18 protein-coding genes are annotated in these 26,646 nt (G+C 60.7%); 15 read left to right on the forward strand and 3 right to left on the reverse strand.

The annotated features are described in order from the left end of the window. Positions 1 to 8 precede the first annotated feature (8 nt). Genes HGP12_RS01375 through HGP12_RS01385 form a run of 3 tightly spaced genes read left to right on the forward strand, consistent with a single transcriptional unit; the run spans position 9 to position 2,905 of the window. Complete coding sequence (locus tag HGP12_RS01375; RefSeq protein WP_168838768.1) at positions 9 to 872, forward strand: ABC transporter ATP-binding protein; 864 nt, start codon at positions 9 to 11, stop codon at positions 870 to 872. Positions 873 to 881: 9 nt separating this feature from the next. Beyond that, positions 882 to 2,252, forward strand: coding sequence for an MlaD family protein (locus HGP12_RS01380; protein WP_168838769.1), 1,371 nt, complete (start codon positions 882 to 884; stop codon positions 2,250 to 2,252). Positions 2,253 to 2,290: 38 nt separating this feature from the next. Then, the gene (locus HGP12_RS01385; protein WP_168838770.1) at positions 2,291 to 2,905 is read left to right on the forward strand and encodes an ABC-type transport auxiliary lipoprotein family protein; all 615 of its coding nucleotides are present in this window, start codon (positions 2,291 to 2,293) and stop codon (positions 2,903 to 2,905) included. 58 nt (positions 2,906 to 2,963) lie between these two features. Here HGP12_RS01385 and HGP12_RS01390 read toward each other — a convergent pair whose 3' ends face one another. Next, a complete protein-coding gene (locus HGP12_RS01390; RefSeq protein ID WP_168838771.1) occupies positions 2,964 to 3,362 on the reverse strand; it encodes an SRPBCC family protein in 399 nt (132 codons plus the stop codon). A gap of 287 nt (positions 3,363 to 3,649) precedes the next feature. On the opposite strand from HGP12_RS01390, the gene gndA reads away from it, so the two are divergent. Next, the gene (gene gndA, locus HGP12_RS01395; protein ID WP_168838772.1) at positions 3,650 to 5,077 is read left to right on the forward strand and encodes an NADP-dependent phosphogluconate dehydrogenase; all 1,428 of its coding nucleotides are present in this window, start codon (positions 3,650 to 3,652) and stop codon (positions 5,075 to 5,077) included. A gap of 55 nt (positions 5,078 to 5,132) precedes the next feature. Here gndA and HGP12_RS01400 read toward each other — a convergent pair whose 3' ends face one another. Then, positions 5,133 to 6,164 carry a LacI family transcriptional regulator gene (locus HGP12_RS01400; protein ID WP_168839160.1) on the reverse strand — a complete coding sequence of 344 codons (1,032 nt, stop codon included), beginning with the start codon at positions 6,162 to 6,164 and terminating at the stop codon, positions 5,133 to 5,135. Between the two features lie 461 nt (positions 6,165 to 6,625). Here HGP12_RS01400 and HGP12_RS01405 point away from each other — a divergent pair, with 461 nt between their 5' ends. The 10 genes from HGP12_RS01405 (at position 6,626) to HGP12_RS01450 (ending at position 18,790) form a co-directional block, all read left to right on the forward strand. Next, a complete protein-coding gene (locus tag HGP12_RS01405; RefSeq protein WP_168838773.1) occupies positions 6,626 to 7,861 on the forward strand; it encodes an ABC transporter substrate-binding protein in 1,236 nt (411 codons plus the stop codon). Positions 7,862 to 8,074: 213 nt separating this feature from the next. Next, positions 8,075 to 8,980 (forward strand): carbohydrate ABC transporter permease, encoded by a 906-nt coding sequence (locus HGP12_RS01410; protein WP_168838774.1) that lies wholly within the window; start codon positions 8,075 to 8,077, stop codon positions 8,978 to 8,980. A 4-nt stretch (positions 8,981 to 8,984) separates the two neighbouring features. Then, complete coding sequence (locus HGP12_RS01415) at positions 8,985 to 9,914, forward strand: carbohydrate ABC transporter permease (RefSeq protein ID WP_312862848.1); 930 nt, start codon at positions 8,985 to 8,987, stop codon at positions 9,912 to 9,914. A gap of 3 nt (positions 9,915 to 9,917) precedes the next feature. Further along, complete coding sequence (locus HGP12_RS01420) at positions 9,918 to 11,009, forward strand: ABC transporter ATP-binding protein (protein ID WP_168838776.1); 1,092 nt, start codon at positions 9,918 to 9,920, stop codon at positions 11,007 to 11,009. 58 nt (positions 11,010 to 11,067) lie between these two features. Continuing rightward, positions 11,068 to 13,530, forward strand: a complete 2,463-nt coding sequence (locus HGP12_RS01425) for a glycosyl hydrolase 2 galactose-binding domain-containing protein (RefSeq protein WP_168838777.1) — start codon at positions 11,068 to 11,070, stop codon at positions 13,528 to 13,530. Positions 13,531 to 13,608: 78 nt separating this feature from the next. Beyond that, positions 13,609 to 14,370: a sugar phosphate isomerase/epimerase family protein gene (locus tag HGP12_RS01430; protein ID WP_168838778.1), complete on the forward strand. Its 762-nt coding sequence runs from the start codon at positions 13,609 to 13,611 to the stop codon at positions 14,368 to 14,370. An 11-nt stretch (positions 14,371 to 14,381) separates the two neighbouring features. After that, on the forward strand, positions 14,382 to 15,515 hold the full coding sequence (locus HGP12_RS01435; RefSeq protein WP_168838779.1) for a Gfo/Idh/MocA family protein: 1,134 nt from the start codon (positions 14,382 to 14,384) through the stop codon (positions 15,513 to 15,515). Positions 15,516 to 15,584: 69 nt separating this feature from the next. Continuing rightward, positions 15,585 to 16,616 carry an L-glyceraldehyde 3-phosphate reductase gene (gene mgrA / locus HGP12_RS01440; protein ID WP_168838780.1) on the forward strand — a complete coding sequence of 344 codons (1,032 nt, stop codon included), beginning with the start codon at positions 15,585 to 15,587 and terminating at the stop codon, positions 16,614 to 16,616. A gap of 92 nt (positions 16,617 to 16,708) precedes the next feature. Then, positions 16,709 to 18,319 carry a glycoside hydrolase family 43 protein gene (locus HGP12_RS01445; protein ID WP_168838781.1) on the forward strand — a complete coding sequence of 537 codons (1,611 nt, stop codon included), beginning with the start codon at positions 16,709 to 16,711 and terminating at the stop codon, positions 18,317 to 18,319. Between the two features lie 144 nt (positions 18,320 to 18,463). Beyond that, positions 18,464 to 18,790, forward strand: coding sequence for an RcnB family protein (locus tag HGP12_RS01450; RefSeq protein WP_168838782.1), 327 nt, complete (start codon positions 18,464 to 18,466; stop codon positions 18,788 to 18,790). A 142-nt stretch (positions 18,791 to 18,932) separates the two neighbouring features. Here HGP12_RS01450 and HGP12_RS01455 read toward each other — a convergent pair whose 3' ends face one another. Beyond that, complete coding sequence (locus tag HGP12_RS01455) at positions 18,933 to 25,703, reverse strand: hypothetical protein (protein WP_168838783.1); 6,771 nt, start codon at positions 25,701 to 25,703, stop codon at positions 18,933 to 18,935. A gap of 493 nt (positions 25,704 to 26,196) precedes the next feature. Between HGP12_RS01455 and HGP12_RS01460 the strand changes: the two genes are divergently transcribed. Beyond that, positions 26,197 to 26,565, forward strand: a complete 369-nt coding sequence (locus HGP12_RS01460; protein WP_168838784.1) for an Hpt domain-containing protein — start codon at positions 26,197 to 26,199, stop codon at positions 26,563 to 26,565. The last annotated feature ends 81 nt before the right edge of the window (positions 26,566 to 26,646 follow it).

Here is a 26,646-nt window from a genome sequence, read left to right on the forward strand (position 1 = left end):
TGGCAAGGATGAGCGCGCTTCACTCGGACATTCCACTGCAGAAAGATGAGCGGGGCCGGGATATCGTGCTGTCGGCACAGGATGTCACCGTCGCTTTCGGACCGAAAGTCGTCCTGGATAAATTGAACCTGAATATCTATCGCGGCGAGATCCTGGGTTTCGTCGGGGCTTCCGGTGCGGGCAAGTCGGTGCTGCTGCGCACGGTGCTGCGGCTGCTGCCGCGTCGCTCGGGCAAGATCGAGATCCTCGGTGAAGACTATGACACGCTCTCCGAACCGGAGCGAAACCAGCTCGATATGCGGCTTGGCGTCCTCTTCCAGCAGGGGGCACTGTTTTCGTCCCTGACGGTGAAGGAAAACATCCAGGTGCCGATGCGGGAATATCTGGACCTGCCGCAGGAGATGATGGACGAACTGGCGCTGATGAAGATCCGCATGGTGGGTCTCGCCGCGGATGCCGCCGATAAATATCCTTCCGAACTGTCCGGCGGCATGATCAAGCGCGCAGCACTTGCGAGAGCCCTGGCGCTCGATCCGGACCTTGTTTTTCTTGACGAGCCGACATCCGGCCTCGATCCGATCGGTGCCAGCGAATTTGACGAGCTGATTGCCAGGCTGCGCGACACGCTCGGCCTGACCGTCTATATGGTGACTCACGACCTCGACAGCCTGTTTTCCGTCTGCGACCGTATTGCCGTTCTCGGACAGAAGCGGGTATTGGTGGAAGGTACGGTTGAGGACATGCTCGCCTGCGATGATCCCTGGGTGCAATCCTACTTCAGGGGCAAGCGCGCACGTTCGATCGTGCCGCGGGAAGACATCAGGGCGCACAACGACGACAAAGGCGCAAGCGCCAACGGCCGCGAGAAGTGACTGGAGACAATGGAAACCAAAGCGAATTATACGATCGTCGGGTTCTTCACGCTGCTGGTTATCGCGGCCGCCTTCGGATTCGTCTACTGGATGGCCGAGTATGGCCGCGGCGGACCGATGGTCGAACTCGTGGTGCGCATTCCCGGCTCGGCAAACGGCTTGAGCGTCGGTTCGCCGGTCCGCTTCAACGGTATTCAGGTCGGCTCGGTGCAGGGCCTTTCGATCGATGCCGACGATCCCAATTATTCTCTGGCTTTCACTCAGGTACGCGCTGATGCGCCGGTCTATACCTCGACAAAGGCTATCCTGGAAATTCAGGGTCTGACGGGTGCCGCCTATATCGAGCTTTCCGGCGGCCGCAACGGCGACGAGAACATCTTGAAGCGTTCGGTCGATACCGGCAAGCGCGCGGTGCTGCTCGCCGATCAATCGAGTGTGACCAACCTGCTGACGACGGCCGACAAGATCCTGAACCGCGCCAACGACACGATCGGCGACATCCAGGGGTTTGTTTCGGATTCGCGCGGACCTTTGACCGACACGGTGCGCAACGCGCAGAAATTCTCCAAGGCCGTCGCCGACAATTCCGACAATATCGACAAGTTCCTGGCAAGCGTCGGACAGCTGTCCGATACCTTCAAGACGGTCTCCGTCCGCGTCGACTCGACGCTGGATGCGATCGAGAAGCTGGTGCGCGCGGTCGATGCCCGGAAGGTCAACGACGTCATTGCCAATGCCGACAAGATCACGGCGAACGTAGCGGATGCCACGACCGATCTGAAGGCGACGGTTGCGAGCTTCAAGGAGACGGCCGACACCTACAATGCTTTCGGGCAGAAGGCGCAAAAGACGCTCGAGCACGTCGACCAGATCATTGCATCGATCGATCCGGCGAAGGTCAAGGGATCGGTCGACGACGTTGCTGAGGTGACGAAGCAAGCGCGCGCGGCCGTCGCGTCGATCCGCGATGTCGCCAACTCCGTTGCTTCGCATCAGCGGGATATCGATCAGACGATCGCCAATGCCCGCGATATCTCCACCAAGCTCAATACGGCATCCGGCAAGGTCGACGGCATTCTGACGAAGGTCGATTCCCTGCTCGGTAACGACAGCACGCAGTCGCTGTTTGCCCAGGCCAAAGAGACGCTCGAATCCTTTAAGAAGACGGCTGACAATCTCAACTCCCGCATCGGCCCGATCGCCGACAACCTGCAGAAGTTCTCAAGCGGTGGCCTACGCGACGCGCAGACCCTGATCAACGACATGCGGGGCACGGTTGACAATCTGAATAGTACAATCACAAATTTCGACCGCAATCCGCAGCGACTGATCTTCGGCGGCGATACGGTCAAGACATATGATGGCCGCGCGCGGCGTTAATGAATAGCGATATCTGATTTCCAGGGGATAAGCGGAATATGGTCGGTTGCGTGTCGAGTGAGCGTCATCAGGTGTGGAAAGCTGTGATCGCATTGCCAGTGCTCGCAGCCTTGCTCGGAGGCTGTGGAACCGCCTCGAACAACGACACCTACGATCTTTCCGCGTCGGTGAAGGCAAACGGCCCCTCGGTCAAGAGCCGCCAGATCCTCATCCCGCCGCCAACGGCGCTGCAGGCGCTGGACAGCAACCAGATCGTCATCCGCGTCTCGCCTTCGGAAATCCAGTATCTCGGCAAGTCGCAATGGAGCGACAAGCTGAGCAAGATGGTACAGTCGAAGCTGGTGGAAGCCTTTGAGAATACCGGTAAGCTCGGCGGTGTCGGCGTGCCGGGGCAGGGCCTTGCAATCGACTATCAGATCGTCACCGACATCCGTTCCTTCGAGATCAATGCCTCCGGTGGCCAGAAGACGGCGACGGTCGAAATCTCGGAAAAGATCCTGAACGACCGCACCGGTACGGTGAAAGCGCAGAATGTCTTCCGCAAGGTCGTGCCGGTCAGCGGCGGCGGCAACCCGGATTTCGTCCGCGCGCTCGATGCGGCGTTTGCGGGCGTGGCCGGCGAGCTCGTCGATTGGACATTGCGTTCGCTGTAAGGCCCTGGAACTGTTCAGTTCCTGCCTGAAATCGGCTGCGCCCTTTTCCTGGAATGCTTCAGCGCTCCATAAGCTCTTTCAACGTCTTCAGATCCTTCATTATGTGCGCGGCATCGGCTGCAAACTGTTCCTCGGTCATGCCGGGCAGCTGGAGCAGGGTGAACATGACCTCGCAGCCATCGCCATTCGGTACGATGCGCAGCGCATTGTGAACCTGCAGGCCGGAGTCCAGCGTCACTCGATGGTCGATGACACCGAAATCGTTGCGGGGCGAGAAGCGCACGCGGGCGGTGCCGAGAGGACCTTCCGCGATCCATTCGTCTCCATCCTGCGTCAGTCCCGATGCCAGTCCTGACGCCCAGAAAGGCATGTTTTCCGGACGGCTGGCATAGCCGTAGACTTCCTTCCAGTTACGATCGATGGAGATATGCACGATCTTCGCATTCATGGTCGACATGCTGTCTTCCTCCTCTATATCCCTCATGGCCCGACGATCGGCCGGGCAATCGCGGCTTCGGGAAATGGATAAATCGCGAATCCAGCAACATTCTTGCACGGTCCTGCAAAGGGGACGATTCACGGCTCGCGAAGGCTTGCCGTTTTCCGTCCGGAGTGCAACAACAACGCCGAACGTAGGGCCGTCGCAGGTCGCGTCGAGGGCATTGCGTCGTATCGGATGTTGATGCGTCTTCCGGGTCTTTAGGGTAGGGCCGGGCGCAGTCAAAGACTCATTGGAGGATTGTCGTGGAAAAGGCAGAAATCGGGCTGATCGGTCTCGCGGTAATGGGATCGAATCTGGCGCTCAACATTGCCGAAAAAGGCAACAAAATCGCGGTTTTCAACCGTACGCCGCAGGTAACGGATGAATTCTACGCGAATGCGGGTGCGCTCAAGGACAAGATTATTCCTTGCAAGACGATCGAGGAGTTCGTCGACGCGATCCGTCCGCCGCGGCCGATCATCATCATGATCAAGGCCGGCGAGCCGGTCGACCAGCAGATGGCGGCGCTGCAGCCGCATCTGGACAAGGGCGACATCATGATCGACGCCGGCAATGCCAATTTCCGCGATACGATCGCCCGTTTCGACCGTCTCAAGGACACCGGCCTGACCTTCATCGGCATGGGCGTATCCGGCGGCGAAGAAGGTGCGCGTCATGGCCCATCGATCATGGTCGGCGGCACGGAAGACTCCTACAAGCGCGTCGAGAAGGTGCTGACGTCGATTGCCGCCAAGTATAATGACGATCCATGCGTTGCGTGGCTCGGCAATGACGGCGCCGGCCATTTCGTCAAGACCATACACAACGGCATCGAATATGCCGACATGCAGATGATCGCCGAAATCTACGGCATTCAGCGCGATGGACTCGGCAAGAGCGCTGCCGAGATCAGCTCCATCTTCGGCGACTGGAACAAGGGCCGCCTCAATTCCTACCTGATCGAGATCACCGAGAAGGTTCTGGCAGCCAAGGACCCGGCGACCGGCGGCGCCATGCCTGACGTGATCCTCGACAAGGCTGGCCAGAAGGGTACTGGCAAGTGGTCTGCCATCGAAGCCCAGAACATGGGTATTCCCGCAACCGCGATCGAAGCGGCCGTTGCGGCCCGCAGCCTGTCTGCGATCAAGAGCCAGCGCGAAGCTGCCGAAAAGATCTTCGGCACGCCGGATTACAAGTTCCCGATCAGCTTCGGTCCTGACCTACTGAAGGATCTCGAGCTTGCTCTGTTTGCAGCCAAGATCGGCGCCTATGCGCAGGGCTTTGCCGTCATGGCGGAGGCTTCGAAGGAGTTCAACTGGTCGCTGCCGATGCCTGTGATCGCCAAGATCTGGCGTGCCGGCTGCATCATCCGTTCGCAGTTCCTCGACGAGATCACCAGCGCCTTCACCAAGACCCCGGATGCGGCGAACCTGGTCGTCACGCCGGCCTTTGCCGAGATGGTCAAGGAATCGATCCCGTCGCTGCGCCGCATTGTTTCGGCTGCCACGGCCTCTGGCCTGCCGGTTCCGGCTCTGGCTTCGGCGTTGACCTATTTCGACGCCTATCGCCAGGCTCGCGGCACCGCTAACCTCATCCAGGCCCAGCGCGACTTCTTCGGCGCACACGGTTTCGACCGTGTCGACGGCAAGGATATCCATCACGGCCCTTGGGGCAGCGGCGCCAACGGCTAAAAGAATTGCCAGATCTGAAGAGGCCCGCCGGAGAAATCCGGTGGGCTTTTTGTTATCAGCTCTTCGGCCAGACGGGCGGGCTGATGCTTTGCAGCAGTTCCGGCTCGACCCCGTCGATACGGGCGATGACGGCCTTTGCGAGTTCCCGGCCGGCGTGGCGGAAATCTTCCGACACCGTGATGATCTCGGGCCTGATCCAGCTCAGGACATCGGCCGATTGCTTGGCGACCATGTCGATATCGCGGCCGAGACGGAACCCCGCCGCCTCGATGCCGGCATTGACGGCGATGGCGCCGCCGCTGCTGGAGCAGATGATCCCATCGGGCGCATGCGGAGAGCGCATCAATGCTTCGGTCGTGTCCTTGATATCGGCAAGCGCATTGTCGGTGGTTATCCTGAGCGGGACCTCTTCGGCACCATATTGATGCAGGCCCGTCTGGAAGCCGATGCGCGTATGCGAATAGTAGGTGAGCTTGCTCGACGGCTGCAGCAGCGCCAGGCGACGCCGCCCTTTCGCGACCAGCGCACGGACGGCCTCGTGCGCGAAGGCTTCATTGTCGAAGTCGTGGAAGGGATGGACGATACCCATATCCGTCCGTCCATGCGTGGCGAAAGGCATGTTGCGATTATGCATAAGCTCGACGCGCGGATCATCTGGCTCCGTACGCGATATGATAACGCCGTCGGCGGAGCCGGTGTCGAGGATATAACGCACCGGCACCAGCGGATCCTTGCTGTGCGAATGCGGCGTGATGACCAGGTGGTATTGCGTGCCGGCCAGGACCTCGGAGATGCCGAAGACGATGTGGCTGGTAAAGCCCATGATTTCTTCGTCGATGCTCAGCACCAGCGCGATGACGTTGGTCTTGCCGGTTCTCAGGCGCACGCCGGCCCGGTTCGGCTGATAACCCAGTTGGCGGGCGACCATGCGCACGCGCTCTTTGGTTTCGGCGCCGATGTCGGGAGCATCCTTCAGTGCGCGTGAAACAGTGGTAATTCCAAGCCCCGTCATGAAGGCGATCGTCTTCAGTGTTGGCCGCTCGGGTCCAGACCGCGTACCGCCGCCTGAAGTTTTGTTGTTGTCCATTCCGTTCAAGCCCGCCTCCCGGCCGCCTCCCGCGACCAATCCGCTTATATCGCCCAGGCCTGCATCGCAAGCATCGGCGAAACGCGGCGTCTCCTCACTTTGAATAGAAACTGTAACGATACAGTACGAATGTCGAGTACTATTTTAGATATGTTTTTCGACGCCATTTCCAAGGGTTGTATTAGAGCTTGCCGTTAGGTGGCTTTCCATCGGTGGCACGGCATCAAAGGATATGACTATGCATTTTTACGAAAATATCGCTTATAATCAATCTGTTATTAAGGTGCCCCCTTGGCCGTGCCTGTTGAAAAACCAATGCCGGCGGCTTGATTTCGCAGGCGATAATTTATCCATAGGTTGTATAATCGCTCGTTGTCGAAAAAATCTCGAGTTGGCGGTTGCGCAGCGAAAATGATTCGACTAGGTTTTTCCGGCAACGTTTCAGTGAGGGAGGAGAACTCATGAATATTCGTTTAATGGCTGCTGCGCTGGCTGCTTCCGTCGTGTTGCCGCTTGGTGTGGCCAAGGCGACCGATCTTGAGGTAACGCATTGGTGGACCTCGGGTGGCGAAGCAGCCGCCGTGGCCGAGTTGGCAAAGGCTTTCGACGCAACAGGCAATCATTGGGTTGATGGCGCGATCGCCGGCTCGGGCGGGACTGCGCGTCCGATCATGATCAGCCGTATTACCGGCGGCGATCCGATGGGTGCCACCCAATTCAACCACGGCCGTCAGGCCGAGGAACTGGTGCAGGCGGGCCTCATGCGCGATCTGACCGATGTCGCCACGCAGGAGCACTGGAAAGACATCGTTCGCCCGTCGAGCCTGCTCGATTCCTGCACGATCGACGGCAAGATCTATTGCGCGCCGGTCAATATCCATTCCTGGCAGTGGCTCTGGCTTTCGAATGCCGCCTTCAAGAAGGCCGGCGTCGAGGTTCCAAAGAACTGGGATGAGTTCGTCGCCGCCGCTCCCGCGCTGCAGAAGGCAGGCATCGTTCCGCTCGCTGTCGGTGGCCAGCCGTGGCAGGCTGCGGGTGCCTTTGACGTGCTGATGGTCGCCATCGCCGGCAAGGACACCTTCCAAAAGGTGTTTAACGACAAGGATGCGAAAGTTGCCGCCGGACCGGAGATCGCCAAGGTCTTCAAGGCTGCCGACGATGCCCGCAAGATGTCCAAGGGCTCCAACGTTCAGGATTGGAATCAGGCCACGAACCTGGTCATCACCGGCAAGGCCGGCGGCCAGATCATGGGCGACTGGGCGCAGGGTGAATTTGCCCTTGCAGGTCAAAAGGCCGGCACGGACTATACCTGCCTTCCGGGTCTCGGTGTCAACGAAGTCATCTCGACGGGTGGTGATGCGTTCTACTTCCCGCTGCTGAAGGACGAGGCCAAGTCGAAGGCTCAGGAAGCGCTCGCCAAGACGCTTCTCGATCCGAAGACGCAGGTTGCTTTCAACCTGAAGAAGGGTTCGCTGCCCGTGCGCGGCGACGTGGATCTCACCTCCGCCAACGACTGCATGAAGAAAGGCCTGGAAATCCTGAAGAAGGGTAACGTGATCCAGGGTACGGACCAGCTTCTTTCCGCCGACAGCCAGAAGCAGAAGGAGGACCTGTTCTCCGAATTCTTCGCCAATCCGTCGATGACGCCGGAAGCGGCTCAGAAGCGCTTCGTCGAGATCATCGCTGCTGCTGATTGATCTCTATCTTCTCGCTGTAGTGATACCGGCCTCGCCTTGCGGGCCGGTATCACGGCCGGGACACATCCTGTGATCCGGCTGGCTACGGCGCCTCTTGGGCGGCGGACCCACAGGGATGTGACGTTCGGCCGTGGATGAGGAGGGAGCGACAGGAACCGGGTCATGTCCGGAGTTCCTGATCATCGAAGCAATCGCGCTTTGGAAGGAGTTACAATGACGGGTCATGCGAAAGCCGGCCGGCCAAATCAATTTCTGCGCAATCTGAACTCGAAGATTGCATCCATTCCAATGATCCTGACAGCCGTCGTCATCTTCCTCGGCGGCACAATCTGGACCGTGGTTTATTCCTTCACCAATTCAAAGCTGCTGCCACGTCTCAGCTTCGTCGGACTGGACCAATACCACCGCTTGTGGGCGGCGCCGCGCTGGGTCATGTCCATCGAAAATCTTGCCATTTACGGCATTCTTGCCATGATCTTCAGTCTCGTCATCGGCTTCGTGCTGGCTGCGCTGATGGACCAGAAGATCCGGTTCGAAAACACATTCCGCACGATTTTCCTCTATCCTTTCGCCCTTTCTTTCATCGTCACCGGCCTCGTCTGGCAGTGGCTGCTCAATCCTGAATTCGGCATCCAGTCCGTGGTGCGTTCGCTGGGTTGGACGACCTTCGCTTTCGATCCGCTCTATACGCCGAGTATCGTCATCTATGGCGTGCTGATCGCAGCGCTCTGGCAGGGAACGGGCCTCGTGATGTGCCTGATGCTCGCCGGCCTTCGCGGCATCGATGAGGATATCTGGAAAGCAGCGCGCGTCGATGGGATACCCATGTGGAAGACCTACCTGTTCGTGGTCATTCCGATGATGCGCCCTGTCTTCATCACGACTCTCGTCATCATCGCCAGCGGTATCGTCAAGGTCTACGACCTCGTCGTCGCGCAAACGAGCGGCGGACCCGGTATCGCTTCGGAAGTTCCGGCGAAATACGTCTACGACTACATGTTCCAGGCGCAGAACCTCGGTCAGGGATTTGCGGCTTCCACCATGATGCTGGTCACTGTCGCGATCGTCGTCATCCCCTGGGCCTACCTGGAATTCGGCGGAGGGCGCAAACGTGTCTGATACTATTACTCTCAAGAATGCGAACGGCGGTGCTGCCTTGACGGACAAGCCGCTCTCCGGACCGAGTGGCCGCAAGCCGCGCCGGGTGATTTCCGGCCGCAACATCATGCTCTACGGCACGCTTTTCGTTGCTGCCACCTACTACCTGTTGCCGTTGTACGTGATGATCGTCACGTCGCTGAAGGGAATGCCGGAAATCCGGCTTGGCAACATCTTCTCGCCGCCGCTCGAGATCACCTTCGAACCATGGGTGAAGGCCTGGGCAACGGCTTGCACCGGTCTCAATTGTGACGGTCTTTCCCGCGGCTTCTGGAATTCCGTACGCATCACCGTGCCGTCCACGATCCTCTCGATCGCGATTGCCTCGGTCAACGGCTATGCGCTCGCCAACTGGCGGTTCAAGGGCGCGGATTTCTTCTTCTCGATCCTCATCATCGGCGCGTTCATCCCTTATCAGGTGATGATCTATCCGATCGTCATCGTACTGCGTGAAATCGGGATATACGGTACGCTCAGCGGACTTATCCTGGTGCACAGCATCTTCGGTATGCCGATCCTGACCTTGCTGTTCCGCAATTACTTCGCGTCGCTGCCTGCGGAGCTTTTCAAGGCTGCGCGCATCGACGGCGCCGGCTTCTGGCAGATTTTTCTGCGCATCATGCTGCCCATGTCGCTGCCGATCTTCGTCGTCGCCATGATCCTGCAGATCACGGGTATCTGGAACGACTTCCTGTTCGGCGTCGTCTTCACCAGGCCGGAATATTATCCGATGACCGTCCAGCTCAATAACATCGTCAATTCCGTCCAGGGTGTGAAGGAATACAACGTCAACATGGCGGCAACGATCCTTACGGGTCTTGTTCCACTTATCGTCTATTTCGTCTCCGGACGGCTTTTCGTTCGGGGCATCGCCGCCGGCGCAGTGAAGGGGTGATCCATGAACAGCAGCGTTTCCATCAAAGATCTGTCGCTCGATTTCGGCGCGGTCACCGTTCTGAAGAACCTCAATCTCGAGATCAATGACGGCGAATTCCTGGTGCTTCTCGGTTCGTCGGGCTGCGGCAAGTCGACTTTGCTCAACTGCATTGCCGGCCTGCTCGACATCACCGAAGGGCAGATCTTCATCAAGAGCAAGAACGTCACCTGGGAAGAGCCCAAGGATCGTGGCATCGGCATGGTGTTCCAGTCCTATGCGCTTTATCCGCAGATGACGGTCGAGAAGAACCTGTCCTTCGGCTTGCGCGTCGCCAAGGTACCCCAGGCAGAGATCGACAAGCGCATCGCGCGTGCCGCCGAGATTTTGCAGATCCAGCCGCTTTTGAAGCGCAAGCCGGCAGAGCTTTCGGGCGGCCAGCGTCAGCGCGTCGCGATCGGCCGCGCGCTGGTGCGCGATGTCGACGTCTTCCTCTTCGACGAACCGTTGTCGAACCTCGATGCCAAGCTGCGTTCGGAGCTGCGCGTCGAAATCAAGCGGCTGCACCAGTCGCTGAAGAACACGATGATCTATGTCACCCATGACCAGATCGAGGCGCTGACGCTTGCCGACCGCATCGCGATCATGAAGAACGGCGTCATCATGCAGCTCGACGATCCCACGACGATCTACAACGAGCCGCGCAATCTCTTCGTGGCCGGCTTCATCGGATCGCCATCGATGAACTTCCTCAAGGGCGAACTGGTAAACCGCGAAGGCAAAGTCGTGTTCGCGACCAACGACGTGCTGTTTTCTCTCGACGGCTACAAGGCCGGCGAGGCTCTGGAGGTCGGCCGCAAGGTTGTGCTGGGTGTCCGTCCCGAGCACATCAAGGTCAATGAGGAGGCTGCGTCCGGCGCCGAGGTCCACAATGCCACTGTCGATATCGAGGAGCCGATGGGCGCCGACAACCTGCTGTGGCTGAAGCATGCCGGCCATACGATGTCGGTTCGCGTCAACGGCGCCAGGCGCTTCGGCCCCGGTTCGGCCGTAAAGCTTGGTTTTGACATGTCTGTCGCGTCGCTCTTTGATGCGCAGACGGAACTCAGAATATGATCCCATGCCCGGAGGCGGTTTGACCGCCTCCTTCTTTGCAGCGGTCCGGGGAGGTCCGATGTCGTCTTCGATCAATGATAATTTTGCCGTCGATCTGGCCGGGTCGTGGAGGCTGACCTCTCCCGACAGCGACCATTCTCTTGCCATATCTCTGCCCGGTGATGTCCACACGGCCCTCCATGCGGAAGGGCTTATTCCCGATCCCTACTTCGGCCGGAACGAAGAGGTCGTGCAATGGGTCGCCAAGCAGGATTGGGAGCTGACGCGCAGCTTCAGGCTCGATGATATCGGCGGCGACTGGTACCTCGATATCGATTATCTCGACACCGTCGCAAGCGTCTACGTCAATGACGCGCTCGTGCTGGAGGCCAATAACTGCTTCCAGCGTTATCGTCCCGATGTCTCGAAGGCGCTGAAGACGGGCGAAAATACCATTCGCATCGTCCTGCATTCGAGCATCGCGGCCGGCGCCGCCCTGCAGGCGAAGCAGCCCTTCTACATCCCCTATAGCACCGGCAATTCGCCGATCCCGAACGGCAACATGCTGCGCAAGCCGCAATGCCATTTCGGCTGGGACTGGAACATTGCTATCGCTCCGCTCGGCCTTTACGGCACGATCGCGCTGAAGAAGCTCGAGATCGCCTGTATCGAGACGATCGTCACCCAGCAGCTCCACAACGACGACGGCTCCGTCGACCTCAAGGTGACGGTGGCGCTGTTTGCCAAGGGAACCGGGATCGCGCAGCTCTATTTTTCGCTTGACGACGAACGGGTGCGCCTCGATGTCGGCGTCAATGCCGGGGAAACATCGATCACCCATGTCTTCCATGTCGACAAGCCCCGGCTCTGGTGGCCGGCCGGCAATGGTGAACAGGCACTCTATGCGCTCTCCGTGGAAACCAATTTCGAAACCGTCACGCGGCGGATCGGCCTGCGCACGGTCGAGCTGATCACCGACGAGGATGAGGCCGGCAGCCGTTTCGTGTTGAAGGTCAACGGCCGCGAGATATTTGCGCGCGGGGCCAACTGGATTCCGGCTGACGCACTGTTTTCACGGTCCAACCCGGCCGCGACCGAGGACCTGCTGCAATCGGCTGCCGCGGCCAACATGAATGCCATCCGCGTCTGGGGCGGCGGCTTCTACGAGCACGACTGGTTCTACGACACCTGCGACCGCCTGGGGCTTATGGTGTGGCAAGACTTCATGTTCGCCTGCAACCTCTATCCCTCGACGGGCGATTTCCTCGAGAATGTCGAGGCGGAGGTGGACTACCAGGTTCGCCGGCTCGCGACGCATCCCTCGATCGTTCTCTGGTGCGGCGACAATGAGCTGGTGGGCGCGCTCACCTGGTTCGAGGAATCCCGTAAGGATCGCGATCGCTATCTCGTCTCCTACGACCGCCTGAACAGGACGATCGAGCGCGCGATGAAGAAGGCGCTGCCGGATGCGATCTGGTGGCCGTCAAGCCCGGCGTCGGGCTATCTCAACTTTGGCGACGCCTGGCATGCCGATGGTTCCGGCGACATGCATTACTGGTCGGTCTGGCACGAGAACAAGTCCTTCGACAATTATCGTTCCGTGCGCCCGCGCTTCTGCTCGGAATTCGGCTTCCAGTCCTATACCTCGCTGCCCGTCATCAAGACCTATGCCGAGGCGAAGGATATGAACATCGCCTCTCCGGTCATGGAGCTGCACCAGAAAAATGCCGGCGGTAACGAGCGCATTGCCGGCACGATGTTCCGCTATTTCCGCTTCCCGAAGGATTTCCCGAATTTCGTCTATTTGAGCCAGGTCCAGCAGGGCCTCGCCATCAAGACGGCGGTTGAGTATTGGCGTTCGCTGAAGCCGCATTGCATGGGCACCATCTATTGGCAGCTCAACGACACATGGCCGGTGGCCTCCTGGTCGAGCCTCGATTACGGCGGTCGGTGGAAGGTGATGCACTATCTGGTGCGGCGCTTCTTCCAGCCGGTATCGGTCGCGGCAATTCCCTCCGAAGACAACAAGACGATCCGCTTCTCCTTGGTCAATGACACCAATGCCGATGTCACAGCCGATATCTCGGTCTCGTTGCTGAAGCTCGACGGCGAGCGTGTGCCGCTGACCACGGCGCATGCCGTCTGCACGCCGGACGCGGCTGTCACGGCATTGTCGATCGATACGGATCAGGTGCCGGCCGATTGCCTGCTGGCGTGGCGTTTCACCGCATCGAACGGCATGGGCGGCGAGGGGCATTATGTCCACGGCACCTACAAGGCCCTCGAGCTTCAGCCCGCCGACCTGACGGCACTACGGGAGGAAAAGGAGGAAAACGGCACGGTGGAACTCACCGTCGCCGCCAAGGGACTTGCGCTGTTCGTGATGATCGAGAGCGAGGTGGAGGGGCGCTATTCTGACAACGCCTTCGATCTTGCCGCCGGCGAAAGCCGCCGCATCGTCTTCACGCCGACCAAGCCGCTCCCAGGCGGTGTGCCGGATTTCCGTATTTACGATTTGCAATCCAGCCAGTCGGTGGATTGAGCTATCGCGCCGTCATGACGGTGCATTCGGGGCCAAAGGCCCAAGACAGACGGCCGGAAGGCCATTGGAGGACTATCGATGACGAAACTTGGATTTCAGCTGTATAGCGCCCGCAATTTCCAGCCCTATTCGGAGATCTTCGTAAAGCTCGGCAAGGCCGGCTACGCCGAGGTCGAGGGCTTCGGCGGTATTTATGCCGATCTGGACGAGACCGGCCTCAAGAACCTGCGCGCCGAACTCGACAGGAACGGCCTGACCATGGCGAGCGGCCATTTCAGCCCGGATTTCCTCGACGGCGAAGTGCAGAAGTCGCTCACCATCGCCAAGACCCTCGGCATGGATTCGATCTATGCCCCGCATATCGGCGCCGACCAGCGCCCGAAGGATGCCGCCGGCTGGCGCGCATTCGGCAAGCGCCTGCATGAAATGAGCAAGCCTTATAAGGATGTGGGCTTCGAGTTCGGCTGGCACAATCATGATTTCGAATTCGTCAAGCAGGCCGATGGCTCGCTGCCGATCGAGCAGATCTTCGAAGGCGCTCCGGATATCTCCTGGGAAGCCGATATTGCCTGGGTCATCCGCGGTGGCGGCGATCCCTTTGCCTGGATCGAAAAGCTGGGGCCACGCATCACCTCCGTTCACGTCAAGGACATCGCGCCGGCGGGTGAGAACAAGAACGAGGACGGTTGGGCAGACGTCGGTCACGGCACTGTTCCGTGGGCAAAGCTGCTCAAGGCGCTGGCCGGGACGAAAGCCAAGCACTTCGTCGTCGAACATGACAATCCGAGCGATGTCGATCGCCTGATCACGCGCTCCATCGCATCCTTCAAGAGCTTTTGAGGCATATCCACATGGCTAAGGAACTTGGCGTCGGCATCATCGGATGCGGCAATATCTCAACGACCTACTTCTCGCTTTCGCCGCTCTTCAAGGGCCTGAAAGTGCTGGCGTGCGCCGATATCAATATGGAAGCGGCGCGCCTGCGCGCCGAGGAATACAAGGTCAAGGCGCAGACCATCGACGAACTGCTCGCCAATGACGAGCTCGACGTCATCGTCAACCTGACCATCCCGGATGCGCATTTCCCGGTTTCCAAGCGCATCCTCGAAGCGGGCAAGCACGTCTACTCCGAAAAGCCGCTGGTGCTGACGCTGGAGCAGGGTGAAGAGCTGCGCCGCGTCGCCAAGGAAAAGGGGCTGGCCGTCGGCTGCGCTCCGGACACCTTCCTCGGTGGTGCCCATCAGCTCGCCCGCAAATTCATCGATGACGGCGGCATCGGCCGCGTCACCTCGGGTGCATGCTATGTCATGAGCCCGGGCATGGAAATGTGGCATCCGAATCCGGACTTCTTCTTCCTGCCCGGCGGCGGCCCGATCCTCGATCTCGGCCCTTACTATATCGCCAACCTGATCAACCTGATCGGTCCGGTGAAACGTGTCGGCGCGATGACCTCCATGGCGTCGCCGACCCGCACCATCACCAGCCAGCCGCGCAACGGTGACATTATTCCCGTGAAGACGCCGACGACGATCCAGGCGCTGCTGGAATTCGTCAGCGGTGCAAGGATCACGCTGACGGCGAGCTGGGATGTCTGGTCGCACCGCCATGCCAATATGGAGCTCTATGGCACCGAGGGTTCTCTCTACGTGCCCGACCCGAACTTCTTCGGCGGCACCGTCGAGGCGAGTGGGCGCGACAAGGACATCAAGCCGCTGGAAAACTGGGCGCATCCTTTCGGCATCGTCAACCAGGAAAGCCCGAGCGGCTCGCGCGCCAATTATCGCACGGCCGGTCTTGCCGACTTAGCCGCGTCGCTGATCGACGGCCGGGATGCGCGTTGCTCGCTGGACAGGACGCTGCATGGCGTCGATGTCATGACCTCGATCCTGAAGTCGGGCGAGGAGGGTCGTTTCATCGACCTGACCACGACCTGCACGCAGCCGGCGGCACTCGGCATCGAAGAGGCGCAGGCGCTCTTGAAGTAAGCGCTGGAAGAGCTAGTTTGCGCGCGGGTGAGCAATCCGCGCGCTTTTTCATCTCGAAGGAATTCCATCATGGCCTGGCAACCGGCATCCGATCGCTATTCAAAAATGAAATACAACAGGACCGGCCGTTCCGGTCTGAATCTGCCGGCGGTCTCGCTGGGACTCTGGCACAATTTCGGCGGCGACACGCCGCATGAGCGCAAGATCGATATGTGCCGCACGGCCTTCGATCTGGGCATTACCCATTTCGATCTCGCCAACAATTACGGCCCGCCTCCCGGCAGCGCCGAGACCGCGTTCGGCGAGATCCTGCGCACCGATTTCGCCGGGCTGCGCGACGAGCTGATCATCTCCTCCAAGGCCGGCTACAATATGTGGCCAGGTCCCTATGGCGAATGGGGCAGCCGCAAATATCTGATCGCCTCCTGCGATCAGAGCCTGAAGCGCATGGGCCTCGACTATGTCGATATCTTCTATTCCCACCGCTTCGATCCGGATACGCCGCTCGAGGAGACCTGCGGCGCGCTCGATCATATCGTCCGCTCGGGCAGGGCGCTCTATGTCGGGATTTCCTCTTACAATTCGCAGCGCACGCGCGAGGCCGCGGCAATCCTGAAGGAACTCGGCACGCCATGCCTGATCCATCAGCCGAGCTATTCCATGCTCAATCGCTGGGTCGAGGATGACGGTCTGGTGGATACGCTTGAGGACCTCGGCATTGGCTCCATCGTCTTTTCGCCGCTGGCGCAGGGCATGCTGTCGACCAAGTATCTCGGCGGCATTCCGGACGACAGCCGCGCGGCCCAGAACCACTTCCTGAAGCGCGACTTCATCCGTCCGTCGATCATCGATAATATACGAAAGCTCAACGAGATCGCCGAGAAGCGCGGCCAGACACTGGCGCAGATGGCGATTGCCTGGGTTCTTCGCGGTGGCCGCATCACGTCGGCCCTGATCGGCGCCAGCCGCTCGTCGCAGATCGTCGACTGCGTCAAGGCGCTCGATAATCTCGACTTCACAGCGGAAGAACTGAAGCAGATCGATGTCTATGCCAAGGAGGCGGACATCAATCTCTGGGCAAAGTCGGCCGAACGGGACTGATCATCATAAAACGCCCGGAACCAGCTTCCGGGCGTTTTTCTTTGTATGACCGCACATCGCCGCATGTCGTGGTCTCTGGAGGAGAGAGTTTCATGATCCGCAATCCGATCCTGCCGGGTTTCAATCCCGACCCGTCCATCTGCCGTGTCGGCGAGGACTATTATATCGCCACCTCGACATTCGAATGGTATCCGGGCGTTCAGATCCATCATTCGCGCGATCTCGTGAATTGGACCCTGGTGAGGCGGCCGCTGGAGCGTGCGTCGCAGCTCGATATGCGCGGCGAGGCCGACAGCTGCGGCATCTGGGCGCCTTGCCTCTCCTATGCGGATGGCCTGTTCTGGCTCGTCTATACCGACGTCAAGCGCTATGACGGCAACTTCAAGGATGCCCATAATTACATCGTGACCTCGCCGACCATCGAAGGCGAATGGTCCGAGCCCGCCTATGTCAACTCATCCGGTTTCGACCCCTCGCTGTTTCATGACGACGACGGACGCAAGTGGTTCGTCAACATGCAATGGAACCACCGCACCGAGAGCTATGGCGGCTCGCCGAAGACGCCGGCCTTCGACGGTATTCTCCTGCAGGAATGGGATCCGGCGACGAAATCGTTGAAGGGGTCGATCAGGAACATCTTTGCCGGCACGGAGCTGGGGCTGGTCGAGGGGCCGCATCTCTTCAAGCGCAACGGCTGGTACTATCTGACCACGGCTGAAGGCGGCACCGGCTATGATCATGCCGTGACCATGGCCCGATCGCGCGACATCGCCGGACCCTACGAGCTCCATCCGAACAAGTACCTGATCACCTCGAAGGATCATCCGGAGGCGGCGTTGCAGCGCGCCGGCCACGGCCAATATGTCGAGACGCATGACGGGCAGTTCTATCATACGCATCTTTGCGGGCGCCCCCTGCCGCCGCATCGTCGCTGCACGCTCGGCCGCGAGACGGCTCTGCAGAAATGCGTCTGGAAAGAGGATGGCTGGCTCTATCTCGAAAACGGCACCAGCGTTCCCGATGTCGAGGTGACCGGCCTGAATGGTGCCCAGCGCATCGAAAAGCCGCGCCGCAGCGGCTATAATTTCGATGAGCGGGAATTGCCGATGGATTTCCAGTGGCTGCGCACGCCGCAACCGGAGCGCATCTTCAGCATGACGGAACGTCCCGGCCATTTGCGGCTTATCGCCCGCGAAAGCATCGGTTCCTGGTTCGAGCAATCGCTCGTCGCCCGCCGTCAGGAGCATCACAGCTTCCGCGCCGAAACGGTCGTCGACTTTGAGCCCAATACCTACCAGCAGGTCGCCGGGCTGACGCATTACTACAATCGTTTCAAGCTGCACGCCATCGCCGTGACCCTTCACGAGAAGCTCGGCCGCTGCGTCACCATCATGACCTGCCCGGGCGACTATCCGAACGGTCGCCTGAGTTTTCCGATCGACGGCGGGGTTGCCGTGCCCGATGGGAGGATCCAGCTTGCCATGGAAGTGCGCGACAACGACCTGCAGTTCTTCTGGCAGGCGGAGGGCATGGGAGCATGGCAGTCCATAGGACCCGTGCTCGATGCCGGCGTCATCTCGGATGAGGGCGGGCGCGGTGAGCATGGCTCCTTCACCGGTGCTTTTGCCGGCGTGTTTGCCTTCGACACTTCGGGTCGGGCGAAGACGGCGGATTTCGACTGGTTCAACTACGATGAATTGTAAGTTCGGGCGATGGCTTGCAGTGATGTGGACGCGAAACTGTGCCGGCCAATCTTGTCCATTACCGAATTGTAATTCGACTGTCAGACTCGTTTCATGTCTGTCACGGTAAGTTCGCGTGCAGATTCTGAAATGAGGAAACAACCAATGAGAAAAATCTTCACCGTCCTTCTTGCGGCATCCGTTCTGGCGATGCCGCTGGCTGCGACGGCGCAGGTCAAGCCGGCTCCAGCTGGCAAACAGGCCGCCATGCAGAAAGAGGTGGTGAAGAAGAAGGTCGTTGTCCGCAAGGGCGGTTGGGTCAAGGGCCGCCGCCTGTCCGCCTCCGATCGGCATCGTGCGGCGGACATCGACTATCGCGCCTATCAGCTGTCCGCGCCCCCGCGCGGCTATCACTGGGTCCGCATCAACAACAATTTCCTGCTCGTCGGCATTACCAGCGGGCTGATCTCAAAGGTACATGAAGCCCGGTAGATTGGGCACAATCATCGCCGGGCGAAGTAAGGGCGGCCCTCGGGGCCGCCCTTTTCCATGCCGTAAACATGAGGCGTGCCGTACCTCGAATCAAAATCCCCGGCACCTGGGCCGGGGATCGAGCATTCATCTCTTCTCTATCTCAGTTCAGGCGACCGGCTGCGTGGGCCAGCATCGTGTAGACTTTGCCGGTGTCGGAGGTGAGATAGGATTGCGTGACGGTGCGATCGCGGTCCGTACGCTGGACATCGGCAAGCAGCTTTTCGAAATCGGCGATGTAGCGGTCGACTGCCGTGCGGAATTCGGGTTCGCGGTCGTACTTGCGCTTGATTTCGTCAAAGGTCTGCTGGCCCTTCAGCGTATAGAGGCGGCGAGTGAACACATCGCGTTCGCCGCGCTGGTAACGGCGCCACAGGTCGACGGACGCGTCGTGATCGATCGCGCGGGCGATGTCGACCGAGAGCGAGTTCAGCGATTCCACGACATGGCGCGGGTTGCGTGCGGCGGGTGCCGGTTCCGCCGGTGCTTTCGACGTCGCCTGGCGGGCCGGCTGCAGACCAGCGGTTTCATCCCGCGAGGCGCCACGCAGCAGGTCGCTGATCCAGCCGCCGCCGGCTGCTTCCTGGCGGGCAGGAGCCGACGTTTCGACCGGACGCTGCGGCTGAGCCACTGGACGTTCCGCGGGGATGGAGCCGCGCAGGCCCAGGGACTCGATCGAAGGCTGCTGCGGTGCCGGCTGCTGCTGGGGCACAGGTTGCTGCGGGGCGGGCTGTTGCGGCCGCGGAGCGGCGGCAACAGGTGCCGGGGCCGGCGCTGGAGCCGTAGGCCGTGGGCGCTGGGCTGGCTGTGCGTCTGCCAGAGCGCGTGCCGAAGGTTCGGAAATCTCCAGCTGCTGCGTCGAGCGGCCGACGATCTGCGAGATGTCCTGCAGCGCCTTGATCTGTTCGGCGACGGCGCGGCGCATGGCAGCAGCGCTTTCCTTCGCTTCTTCCGGAAGGTCGAAGGCACCGCGCTTGAGTTCGCTGCGGGTGAGGTCGAGTTCCCGGCGGATATCGCCAGCCGAGCGGCGGATCTCGTCCGTTGCCCCGGCGAAGCGGCCGATGGCGTCATCAACGGCGACACGCAGCGTCTCGCGCAGCTGCTGCGCGGCCGTATCGGAGGTCTTGCCGGCGTCGGCAAGCATCTGCTCGACCTCGGACAGCGAAGCCGTGAGGCCACCGCGCAGGCGGTTTGTCAGGTCATTGGAGCGGCGCTCGGTATTGGCAAAGGTGCTTTCGACAGCCTGGCCTGCTTCCTCGCTGGCCTTGTGCAGTGCGCCACGCATGTTTTCCGCGGCGTCCTCGGCGCGCTTCTCCGTTTCGGAGAGGACGCGACCGATGTCCGCGAAAGACGACTGGACGCTCTGGCGCAGATTGCCGGTGACCTGATTGGAGCGCTGCTCGGCACGGTCGAAGGCGGTTTCCACCATGGTCCCAAGGGCGCGCATGGTGTTCTCGATCTCTTCCGAACGCTGAACGAGGCCGACGGCGAGGTTCTGCAATGCCGTCTCGCGTTCTTCCAGCGTCGATACGAGGTTCGATTGTGCCGCGCCGAGAAGCTGGGAAGCCTGTGTGAGAACCTTGGAGTGATCGTCGAAACGGCCGACGATGCTGCCGACCTGCGACAGCGTCTGGCCGGTGATTTCGGACAGCTTGTCAACCTTGCCTTCGAGGAGGCGGCTGGAGGCCGAAACCATCTCGCCGGCTTTCGCCGCGGATTCGGCGAAGCGTGTCGACGTCGCGTTGAGACGATCGTCGACGGTTGCGAACTCGGTGGCGGCATTGGTCAGCAGACCGGCGATCGCGGAGTTGTTCTCGGCGAGGCGGGCGATGATCCCGTTGACGCTTGCAAGCAGGTTGTTCTCGAGCGCGCTGACCGTATTGACCGCATGTTCCGTGCGCGACGCGATTGCGTTTATCAGGGCGGTGTTTTCGGCGCGCAGCCGCTCCGTGCTTTCCTGGGCGGCCGCCGAGATGAGGGCTGCCGCTTCCTGACCCGTTGCCGCATAGCGATCGACGATCGGACGGGCCTTTTCGTCGATGAGGCGGGAGAGCTCTGTGGAGCGCCCTGCCAGCATCGAATTGAGCTCGCGGGTGCGCTCGTCGAGCGATGTGCGGATGGATGCGCCGCGTGCTTCCAGCGCGTTGTCGACGCCGGTAAGGGTTGCGTCGATCTCGCGGGCACGCTCTTCGAGGGAGGTGCGAATGGCCGTGCTGCGCTCGTCGAGCGCGCGCTCGACCTGCGCCATGGTGGAGGCGATCTGCTCGCTGCCGCCGGCCAGCGTATTGCGAATGGCGGCACCCCGGGCTTCCAGCGTCTGTTCCGCCGAAGACAGGGCCTGCGAGATCGTGTTGACCTGGTTGCTGACGAGGCCTTCGGCTTCGGCAACCTTGTTGACGATCGCGTTGCCAGCCTCAGAGAAGGTCTGGGCGACGGCCGCGGCCTGGCTTGCCAACCGGTTCTGTGTTTCCGAGACGCGATTGACGAGATCGTCGGAGCGCTCGGTCATGGCGCGTGCGAAGGCATCGCTGTGGTTGCCGAGGTTATCGGCAAATTGCTGGCCGGTATTGGCAAGCAGTTCAGCCGTACGCGTCGCCTCCGTATCCATGCCCTGTGCGGCATCGGCAACGGCCGTGCGCAGCGTCGTCGCGAGATTGGCGGCCTTGCCCTCGATCGTGCGGTTGACGGCTTCGAGGCCGACATTGAGCGCGCGATCCATGGTCGACAGGCGCTCTTCGATGCGCGCCGCGGCCTGGCTGCCGCTGTTGTCGATCTGGGCGGCGCCGCTCGCCAGCGTATCGGAGAGACGGTTGCCGGCTGCATCGACCTGTGCGGCGACGCCTGTGACGCCTTCGTGGATGCGGTTTTCAAGAGCCGACAGGCTGGCCTCGACACGGGAGCCGGTCTCGGCGAAGCGGCCGGTCATGCCCTCGATCGTCTGGTTGAGGTTGGACGAGAAGGTTTCGGCCGAACGCTGGATATCGCCGGCGGCCTGCTGGATGCGGCCGGCAACGTCGCCCGCACCGCTGCTCAGGCGCTCTTCCAAGGTCCTTGCGCTGGCGTCGATGGTCTGGCGCAGCGATGCCTCGCGGTCCTCCAGCGACATTTCGAGCATGCTGGCGCTGGTGGCGATGGAGGTGCCAATGGCTGTCGTCTGCTCCATCAGCGTGTTGTCGATCTGCTCATGGGCTTCGCGCAAAGCGAAGTTGATCGCATTGCTGCGATCTTCCAGCGTCGAGCGCATGCGCTCGTAAGCGGAAGCAAGGTTCTCGTCCATCTGCGACAGACCGACACCAAGCGTATTTTCGAGTTGGCGCGTCGTGGCGCCGAGAACGGTTTCGATACGATCGCTGCTACCGCCGAGCAAGCCTGATAGGGCTTCTGTATGGACCGCGAGCGAGCGATCGAGGCGATCCTGATTTTCGCTGTAGGCGGCACGGATTGCGTCCGCCTTGTCGCCGAAGGCGCCGGCAACCCGCGCTTCAGCGCCGGAGACGCTGTCGAGCAGGGCATTGGCGCGCTCTTCCAGGGTGCTTTCGAAACGGTTCTGGTTTTCGGCGAGCGAGATTGCGAAGGCCATGCTCTTGTCATCGAGCGTATTGGTCAATGCCTCGTGGCCGCTGGCCACGGTATGGGCAATGGCCTTGGCGCTGTGTTCGAGGGTTTCCTCGAGCTTCGCGTGGTTTTCCGAAAGGGCGATCGCCAGGGACATCGTCCTGTCGTCAAGGCTGTTGACGATCTTGTCGTGCGTTCCGGCGACGGTTTCGGAAAGGGCGTCCAGCCGGCTCGATACGGCATCCTCGAGGCGGGACTGCGTATCGGAGAGCGAAATGGCGAGAGCCATCGCCTTTTCGTCCAAAGCGTCCGCCAGAGCGGCATGATTGCCGGTGAAGGCGTTGGTAATCGCCTCGGCGCGGTTGGCAAGCGTCGCCTCGAGGCGGGACTGGCCTGATGTCAGCGCGTCGGAAAGAGCCTTCGTCCTGCCGTCCATCGTATTGGCGACCCGCTCGGCGTGGCCGGCGACGGTGTCCTCCAGCCGTGCCTGACCTTCCGAAAGGGCGATGGCCAGAGCTATCGTCTTGTCGTCGAGCGTGGTGGTGACTTGCTCGGCATGACCCGAAATTGCGCCTTCAAGGCGAGCCTGGTTTTCCGAAAGTGCAATGGCGAGGGCCATCGTCCTGTCGTCGAGGGCGTCGACCAGGGCGGCATGATTGCCGGCAAACGCCTTGATGATCTCCTCGGCGCGATCGGCAAGCGTTGCCTCGAGGCGATTTTGCCCGCTGGTCAGGGCGGCGGCAAGCGCGCCGGTCTTCCCATCCAGCGTGGAGGCGACACGTTCGGCATGGCCGGACACGGTCTCTTCCAGCCTTGCCTGGCTTTCGGAAAGAGCAACGGCGAGCGCCATGGTTCTGTCGTCGAGGGCGTTCGTAACGCTTTCGGCGTGGCCGGAAACGGTGTTTTCCAGACGCGCCTGACCTTCGGCGAGCGCGCGGGCGAGCTCCTTGGTCTTTGCGTCCAGAGTGCCGGCAACATGATCCGCGTGGCCGGACACAGTGTCTTCCAAGCGGGACTGGCCCTCGGAAAGCGCGATGGCAAGCGCCATCGTCTTGTCATCAAGCGTGTCGGCAAGCTTGCCATGCGTATCGGCAACGGCGTTAGTGATGGCGTCGGCGCGGCTTGCCAGCGTGTTTTCGAGGCGGAGCTGGTTTTCCGCCAGCGAAATCGCCAGCATCGAGGTGCGTTCGTCGAGGGCGGCGGTCAGGTGTTCGTGAGAGCCACTGACGGCATCGGTGATTGCCTGCGAACGCTCGGCAAGCGTCTGTTCAAATCGTGACTGGTTATCGGTCAGAGCGCCGAAAAGCGCGCTGCTGCGGGCGGCCATCACGGCATCGATGCGCTCATGCGCGGAGCCAAGCGCCTGGGTGATCTCGCTCGTGCGGGAAGAGAGCGTGTTGTTGATCTCGTTGGCGCGGCCGGCAAAGGCCGTCGTGAGCTCTTCCGTGCCGGTTTGCAGCGCGGTCGAGACATCCCGCGTGACACCCTGCACAGCCGAGGTGAAGGCACCGGCATGCGAGGCGAGCGTGGTGTTCAGTTCGTTCGTGCCAGATGTCAGGGCGGCAGAAATTCCGCTGGTGGCGTTCTGAAGCGCCGAGGTGATCTCGCCGGCCCTGGAGCCGATTGCGCTTTCCAGCACTTCCTGACCGGTCGCAAGCGTGGTTGCCAGCGCGAAAGACTGGTCGGTGAGATGCGAGCCCAGCCGTTCGATGCTGGAGGTGAGAATGCCTTCCAGGGCATCCGAGTTGCTGCCCAGGCTCTGATTGATGCGGGCAAGGCTTTCCGACAGCTTGCTGTCCAGCGAACCGGCGCGCTTGTCGAAGGCGGAGGTGAATTCCGATACGCGTTCGTCGAAAGCGGTCGAAAGCTGCGCGATCGTCGACTGGAAGCGCTCGTCGAAAAAGCCGGAGCGCAGGTCGATATCCATGATGGCGTCATCGGCCGTCGACTGCAGGCTTTGGCGGAAGCTCGCACCCTTTTCGTCGAGCGCGGTGTTGAGGCGCGACAACACATTGTCCAGCGTACCCGTAATGGACCGCTCGCCGCCGGTGAGGCTTTCACTGATTTCCTTCGTGCGGGCAACCAGGGTCTCATTGAGCTGGCGGGCGCGTTCATTGAGCGCGGAGTTCAGCTTTTCGGTGTTCGCGTCAAGCGTCGATGCGCGGGTTTCGAAGTGGCCGAGCAGTTCCTTGCCGCGTTCGGAAAGGGTCGACGACAGGGATTCCAGGCGGGTGTCGAATTCGTGGCTCAGCGCCAGGCCGGAGGCGTTGAGGTTCTGCAGCAGGCTGTCGGTCTTGGCGGCAAGCAGCGTGCCGAGCGCCTCGACCGCGGAATCCGACTTTTCCATCAGCACGGCAGCGCGCGTATCGATCATCGACGCGAAGGCTTCGCCCGAGGTCGAGAGACGCACGGTGATCTCTTCGGTCGCCAGCGACAGGTCTTCCTTGATCTGATCATGTACACCGACGATCGACGAGCGGATGCGCTCGGCGTGATTGATGATCGCGTCGCGTTCGGTGCCGAGCTCATGGACGAGGCCGCGCACGCGCAGTTCGTTATCTGCGTAGCTGCGCTCCAGGGCGTTGACTTCGGAATGGACGAGGGTTTCCAGCTCGGTGGCGCGGGCAATGGTGCGCTCGATGCCCTCATTCATCGCCGAAACTTCACGCCGCACCGCCTGGCCGACCGTCATGATGCGTTCGGAAGCCACCGTTTCCGGCTCGACGAGACGCAACGCGACCTCCGCCATGGAGCGGGCCGCATTGCGCATGTCATGCGCACGCGAGATCATCATGCCGAAAGCATAGAAAAGAAGGACCGGAATGATGATGCCGACGATACAGGCGATAACGCCGGGCAGGGCGGCCAGATCGGCGAAGGAATGGATGTTTCGGATTTGGGTGCCGTAAAGAAGGAAGGCGAGACCGGCGCCGCCGATGATCCAGAACAGGGAAAAAATGGTGGCATTGCGTACCGCACGGCTCTGAGAGCCGCTGTCCAGCGCCTTCAGGATGCTGGCGGAGCTTGCCCGGTTGCCATCGTTGGCTGCCGCAAGGTTCGGGTTTCTCGGCGCCTCGGCGGAGCGAGGCGTTGTGGCAGGGGCTGCAGTGCTGCGCGTGCCGCCGGTATTGCGGGCTGCATCATCCCTGCTTTGCTTTATCGGCTGTTTGGGCGGCTCAGACACTTTTCGCTCCGGGACATCAGGCGTAGGGGTATTGCGAGACTCCAAGCTCTCGTCACTGAAATCGATCTGCAGAGCTTCGTCCAATGCCTGGAAGGCCTTGTCCTCGACCGACTCGATGTACTTTTTGTTCGCCATGCGGTTACGCCTCGTTACAACTCACTCGGGCTTGCCGTGCCTTTTCCGGTAATTCCGCCTCGTCCGGAAAAGACGAACCCTGCCTCCCGTTGGGTCCTCCGCTTTCGATTAATATCGAGGTTGGATTTCCCGTTACATTTCAGAGTGGATAACTGGTTTTTCAAACGGATGTTATGAAAACATTACCATCATCCACTTCTTGGGCAAAGACATGTGCCATGAGCCCAATTTACTAGTATCGTAGTGACACATTCCCCTAGTCATGACAATTAATTCCACCTTAAAGGCAGTGGATCGTTAAGGAGCCATTAACCCTGTTTACCTGTTCAACGCCATGAAAACTCAAGATTTTGAGCATGTTTAACGGACGTTAACCATGTCTGGAGTTTTCGGCCCTCAATGTGCCAAAATTTAACTGGATGGCCATGCTCGGGCCGCAACTATGCGGCACGTCCCTAAAACAGTCATAGATAAATGACGGGAGCATTGGCACATGGCAGCTTTGAATATCGCGTTTGAATCTCCGGACAATTCGAGGGGGGCTGCCCCATCGCGGGAGCGGGCGATCGATCTCGTCCATCTCGGCAAGCAGACGATGGGCGACAAGGCGCTTGAGGTCGAGGTGTTGCAGATGTTCGCCAGGCAGGCCCGTTCCTGCCTGCAGGAGATCGGCAGCGGTGACCCCAAGCGCATCGAATCCGCATCGCACAAGCTGAAGGGGGCTGCCGGAGCCGTCGGCGCTTTCCGCGTCGCCGACGCAGCCGGGGCGCTCGAGAGCGATGTCGGTGATGCCGCGCGCATGGCAGCGGTGACGACCTGTGTCGTCGAGGCTGAGAATTTCATTCTGAAGCTCTCGCGCTGAACCGATCCGCTTGTAGATCCTTGCAGATCAATGGAATGTGATGCCTGCGCCGCCAGACGGATAAGACCGTTTCGGCGGCGC

The organism is Rhizobium sp. P28RR-XV (assembly GCF_012641385.1).
Taxonomy (GTDB): domain Bacteria; phylum Pseudomonadota; class Alphaproteobacteria; order Rhizobiales; family Rhizobiaceae; genus Rhizobium.

Coding starts and splice junctions, on each gene's coding strand:
- HGP12_RS01375 (WP_168838768.1), top strand. CDS start 9: ATGAGCGCGCTTCACTCGGACATTCCACTGCAGAAAGATGAGCGGGGC.
- HGP12_RS01380 (WP_168838769.1), top strand. CDS start 882: ATGGAAACCAAAGCGAATTATACGATCGTCGGGTTCTTCACGCTGCTG.
- HGP12_RS01385 (WP_168838770.1), top strand. CDS start 2,291: ATGGTCGGTTGCGTGTCGAGTGAGCGTCATCAGGTGTGGAAAGCTGTG.
- HGP12_RS01390 (WP_168838771.1), bottom strand. CDS start 3,362: ATGTCGACCATGAATGCGAAGATCGTGCATATCTCCATCGATCGTAAC.
- HGP12_RS01400 (WP_168839160.1), bottom strand. CDS start 6,164: ATGGACAACAACAAAACTTCAGGCGGCGGTACGCGGTCTGGACCCGAG.
- HGP12_RS01405 (WP_168838773.1), top strand. CDS start 6,626: ATGAATATTCGTTTAATGGCTGCTGCGCTGGCTGCTTCCGTCGTGTTG.
- HGP12_RS01410 (WP_168838774.1), top strand. CDS start 8,075: ATGACGGGTCATGCGAAAGCCGGCCGGCCAAATCAATTTCTGCGCAAT.
- HGP12_RS01420 (WP_168838776.1), top strand. CDS start 9,918: ATGAACAGCAGCGTTTCCATCAAAGATCTGTCGCTCGATTTCGGCGCG.
- HGP12_RS01425 (WP_168838777.1), top strand. CDS start 11,068: ATGTCGTCTTCGATCAATGATAATTTTGCCGTCGATCTGGCCGGGTCG.
- HGP12_RS01430 (WP_168838778.1), top strand. CDS start 13,609: ATGACGAAACTTGGATTTCAGCTGTATAGCGCCCGCAATTTCCAGCCC.
- HGP12_RS01435 (WP_168838779.1), top strand. CDS start 14,382: ATGGCTAAGGAACTTGGCGTCGGCATCATCGGATGCGGCAATATCTCA.
- mgrA (WP_168838780.1), top strand. CDS start 15,585: ATGGCCTGGCAACCGGCATCCGATCGCTATTCAAAAATGAAATACAAC.
- HGP12_RS01445 (WP_168838781.1), top strand. CDS start 16,709: ATGATCCGCAATCCGATCCTGCCGGGTTTCAATCCCGACCCGTCCATC.
- HGP12_RS01450 (WP_168838782.1), top strand. CDS start 18,464: ATGAGAAAAATCTTCACCGTCCTTCTTGCGGCATCCGTTCTGGCGATG.
- HGP12_RS01455 (WP_168838783.1), bottom strand. CDS start 25,703: ATGGCGAACAAAAAGTACATCGAGTCGGTCGAGGACAAGGCCTTCCAG.
- HGP12_RS01460 (WP_168838784.1), top strand. CDS start 26,197: ATGGCAGCTTTGAATATCGCGTTTGAATCTCCGGACAATTCGAGGGGG.